The 4433-nt window shown below is 45.7% G+C and carries 5 protein-coding genes; 2 read left to right on the forward strand and 3 right to left on the reverse strand.

The window, feature by feature from the left end; translation table 11 throughout:
• The first annotated feature begins 259 nt into the window (after positions 1-259).
• Together F6K37_RS33070 and F6K37_RS33075 are read left to right on the forward strand one after the other, a co-directional pair.
• Positions 260-472 (forward strand): hypothetical protein, encoded by a 213-nt coding sequence (locus F6K37_RS33070; protein ID WP_158026413.1) that lies wholly within the window; start codon positions 260-262, stop codon positions 470-472.
• Between the two features lie 315 nt (positions 473-787).
• On the forward strand, positions 788-1819 hold the full coding sequence (locus F6K37_RS33075; RefSeq protein WP_287254893.1) for an N-acetylglucosamine kinase: 1032 nt from the start codon (positions 788-790) through the stop codon (positions 1817-1819).
• A gap of 289 nt (positions 1820-2108) precedes the next feature.
• On the opposite strand, the gene F6K37_RS33080 is transcribed toward F6K37_RS33075, so the two are convergent.
• The 3 genes from F6K37_RS33080 to F6K37_RS33090 form a co-directional block, all read right to left on the reverse strand.
• Complete coding sequence (locus tag F6K37_RS33080) at positions 2109-2972, reverse strand: DUF4351 domain-containing protein (protein WP_287254895.1); 864 nt, start codon at positions 2970-2972, stop codon at positions 2109-2111.
• Positions 2973-3045: 73 nt separating this feature from the next.
• Complete coding sequence (locus tag F6K37_RS33085; RefSeq protein ID WP_287254896.1) at positions 3046-3969, reverse strand: DUF4351 domain-containing protein; 924 nt, start codon at positions 3967-3969, stop codon at positions 3046-3048.
• Positions 3970-4099: 130 nt separating this feature from the next.
• Positions 4100-4306: a hypothetical protein gene (locus F6K37_RS33090; protein ID WP_287254898.1), complete on the reverse strand. Its 207-nt coding sequence runs from the start codon at positions 4304-4306 to the stop codon at positions 4100-4102.
• Between the last annotated feature and the right edge of the window lie 127 nt (positions 4307-4433).

Consider the following 4433-nt stretch of genomic DNA (forward strand, 5'->3'; position numbering starts at 1 on the left):
TGAATCAGCCGGGTCAGGGCTAGACGACGGCCACGGCTTTTTGGGGGATGCTTTTGAGCTTCCAAAGCTAGCTGTTGTAGTCGTTCCTCCAGTTCGTTCATGGGTTAACTCCATCTCAATCCATCTCCTGGATTTACCTTTCTAAATAACTAACGGTGGCCAACCCCGGATTCTATGCAAAGTCGGAAAAAATTTTTGAAATGGGCTCTCTAGTTGGATTTGGCATGGAATCGCTCTTTGAGAAAGTTAACAAAAACAGATGAGGCTGTTGTTTTTATTCCTGCCCATGTATAATCCTAAAACCATCAAGCGTTGGCTCGTCGGACTTGTTGCTATTCCTCTAATCTGGTCAGCCTACTGCGAGTATGAAGGTAAACCCTTTACCCAAGCCAGTGATGTGATCAATTCCCTGGTGCAAGTCACAGTATTAGTGGATGCGCTTCTGAAGCAAGAAGATCCAGACAATAAATAATTGTGAGCTTTTGCCTACTTTTGAATGCGATCGCTAAACTGGCATCTTGGTAGAACTGGCATCTTGGTAGAACTGGCATCTTGCCAGTTTCATTAATTTCATGTTGGGTAGAACTGGCATCTTGCCAGTTTCCTCCTTATTTTCGCGCGGGCAGGATGCCCACTCTACTCCTTCCTATTCAGGGCGAAGACTGACGCAACGCCAGTTTTGAATGCGATCGCTAAACTGGCATCAGGCGTAGAACTGGCATCTTGCCAGTTTCAATTTGCGTAGAACTGGCATCTTGCCAGTTTCATTAGAATCAACTAACTATAAATGACCACCTGTGTAATCGGAATAGATGGCGGTGCCAGTAAAACCCTTTGTGTAGTGATCAACCACCAAGGTCAAATCCTAGGTCGAGGAGAAGCTGATGCCTCCAATTATCACACCGTTGGTATCAAAACCGCTTTCGCCTCCATAGAATCAGCCATTCGCCAAGCCACCCAACAAGCTTCCGCTAAACTGTCCATGGAATCGGTCACAGTGGAAGCGATGTGTTTGGGATTAGCCGGTGTTGGTCGTCCACGAGATAGAGAAGTGGTGCAAGGCTTCGTCCCACAGTTGTTGTCAAGTCAGACAATTCCCGTCACTTGGGCATTGCTCCCCTCTAATGTTGTGATTTGTGATGATGCTTTGATTGCCTTAGTGGGGGGAGTCGGTAAGCCTGTGGGAGTTGTTGCGATCGCAGGCACCGGCTCAATCATTTTTGGACGCAATGCCCAGGGAAATACCAAGCGAGTTGGTGGCTGGGGGCATATCCTAGGAGATGTTGGCAGTGCCTATCACATTGCCGTGTCTGGATTACGAGCCGCTATGAAAGCCTATGATGGCTGCGCAGTAACCAGTCTAACAACAACTAGTCTTCAGGAGCGCTTCACCACCCATTTTAACTTATCAAGCTTTAATTATATCACAGATATTATTTATCAGCCAGGGTGGGGAGTCAAAGAAATTGCATCCTTAGCACCAATTGTGGATCGAGCAGCGGCTGAAGGGGATCAGGTAGCCATTAGCATTATCGAAGATACCGTTAATCAACTAGCCAAAGCTACCCAAGTTGTAATTGAAAGCGTATTTAGCCCTGACTCAGTATGTGAAGTAGTAACAACCGGAAGTGTATGGCATGGTCTTTCCTCAATCCGTCAGCAATTTGAATCATCTCTAGTCATGCTTAGCCCTAATGTTAAAGTAATTTGGCCTCGCGATCAGCCTGCTTATGGTGCCGGTTTGTTAGGGTTGCTGACCCTAGGCAAAAGGCAAAAGGCAATAGGCAATAGGCAAGAGGCAAGAGGCAATAGGCAATAGTAACCCACCCCTAACCCCAGGGTCGAGGTAGGGTGTAGCACTGTCAGCTATCAGCGTGTCGCGTATCAGCTGATGGGCATAGGGCACGCTACTTGATGTGCTGATGGGCATAGGGCACGCTACACCGAACAGCTTTTGAATAAGCGATGCAGCGCGGTCTTGGGGGAAACCCCCATGAGCGACTGCATCAAGACAACAGGCAAGCATTCGTTTAATAGTCACGAAAGTCACAGGTTAGAAGCCTGTGCCACAAAGCTGACGGCTGACGGCTGACCGCTGAATGCTTACATTACTTGGGCAAATGTTGAGTAAACTCATCTAGGGAGTTAACCGTTAATGCTGTGGCCATCAACTCTTCTAATTGTTCGAGAGTTAAGGCTTGAATTTTCAGAGATATCTCTAAAGGAATCTCTGAAAATCGCAGTTTAAGGATGCGCTCTAAACTGCCTCGACGTTCTTGTTGGATGCCTTGTTCAATCCCTTGAGCAAGACCCTCTTGTAAAATCTCTTGATACCAGGGTGATTCCCGTAATACTGTCATATCCCACCTCATGATTTGTTGAATTAATGGTATCTCTAGCACAAAGCTAGCAAAGAAAGCTAACAACGGTTCTAGTTGATTCAATGTTTGATCCGCTCGTAAAGCCTGCACCGCTGACCGCAATTTCGATTCACTACCACCTCCTTTTAAGATCGGTACAAATGGAAATAGGGGAGGTAATGGTTGTCCTAATACTAATTCAGCATCTACTTCCCACAGATTAATTACCCGATAATCTTGACGGGCTTTTAATCCCATTAATTCACTGTCGTAACAGTCTTCGATTGTGACCGTGCTTGGGGGCGGCAAGATATTAATTAATACTGGATAAGCGGATAGGTTGTATTTTTCCTCAGCTAAAGCCACATAATTGCGCATTCGCTTAGGCATGTTCTGGTCATAGCGTAGTTGTAATTCATTGAGAATCAGAAATTCGGAGTGTTCAGGACTAGACGCTTTTACAATGACATCACTTTCGCGACTAATCCATTGGAACTCAGCATCCAGTAACTGAGATGCCCGCACTTGGGAATTACCGGTTACCCATTGCACCCAAGCATTAGGAGCGAGACTGATTAGGCGTTTGCTACCAATATCTGCACGTTTTGCCATACAATTGATCCAATTAAGACTAATTATTGACTTACGCCCACCCCACGGTCGAGGTGGGTGTGGCCTTATTTAATTAATTGGGCAAATGTTGAGTAAACTCATCTAGGGAGTTAACCGTTAATGCTGTTGCCATCAACTCTTCTAATTGTTCGAGAGTTAAGGCTTGAATTCTCACGGATATCTCGACAGGAATCTCTGAAAATCGTAGTTTAAGGATGCGCTCTAAACTGCCTCGACGTTCTTGTTGGATCCCTTGTTCAATCCCTTGTTCAATCCCTTGTTCAATCCCTTGTTCAATCCCTTGTTGGATGCCTTGTTCAATCCCTTGAGCAAGACCCTCTTGTAAAATCTCTTGATACCAGGGCGATTCTCGTAATACTGTCATATCCCACCTCATGATTTGTTGAATTAAAGGTATCTCTAAAACAAAGCTAGCGAAGAAAGCTAACAATGGCTCTAGTTGATTCAAGGTTTGATCCGCTCGTAGCGCCTGCACGGCTGAGCGCAATTTCGATTCACTACCACCTCCTTTTAAGATCGGTACAAATGGAAATAAGGGAGGCAAAGGTTGTCCTAATACTAATTCCGCCTCTACTTCCCACAGATTTATTACCCGATAATCTTGACGGGCCTTTAATCCCATGAATTCACTGTCGTAGCAATTTTCAATGGTGACCGTGGCTGGGGGCGGCAAGATGTTAATTAATACTGGATAAGCGGATAGGTTGTATTTCTCCTCAGCTAAAGCCACATAATTGCGCATTCGCTGAGGCATGTTCTGGTCATAGCGTAGTTGTAATTCATTAAGAATCAGAAATTCGTTATGTTCAGGACTAGAGGCTTTGACAATCACATCGCTTTCGCGACTAATCCACTGAAACTCAGCATCCAGCAACTGAGATGCCCGCACTTGGGAATTACCGGTTACCCATTGCACCCAAGCATTAGGAGCGAGACTGATCAGGCGTTTGCTACCAATATCTGCAGGTTTTGTCATAGACAATTTACCAAATCAAGACTAATTTTTGAGTTACATACACCCCAGTTTGCAGAGCTGTTTCTGGGGTCGGACTAAAATTTGATTAGTGAAGAGCTGGGCTTTTCAAACTTCCCAAACTTCCTGCTTCTTAAGATTCTTCGTCTATAGACTCTCCCTCTATAGGGTCTCCTAAATCGAAGATAATTATAAATTTTTCATCGGGCATCAGTCGTTTAAGAGCCTGCAAGTGCCCCTCCGCATCAGAACGGTTGCGGAAACGACGCACAACCACCCGCTGCATCTTCGGCAATAGACGAATGAGCGCCCATGGATATAGGCGTTGAGAGTACGACATAAAATATTAGGTATCTCCTTAACTGGGGCTCCAGAGCCAGCCTGAGAGCCTGGAGAAACTGTAGGCTGGCTCTTACCGTGGAACGTTTCTTGATGCAGTCGCTCATGGGGGAAACCCCCAAGACCGC

It is taken from the genome of Moorena sp. SIO4E2 (genome assembly GCF_010671945.1).
Taxonomy (GTDB): domain Bacteria; phylum Cyanobacteriota; class Cyanobacteriia; order Cyanobacteriales; family Coleofasciculaceae; genus Moorena; species Moorena producens.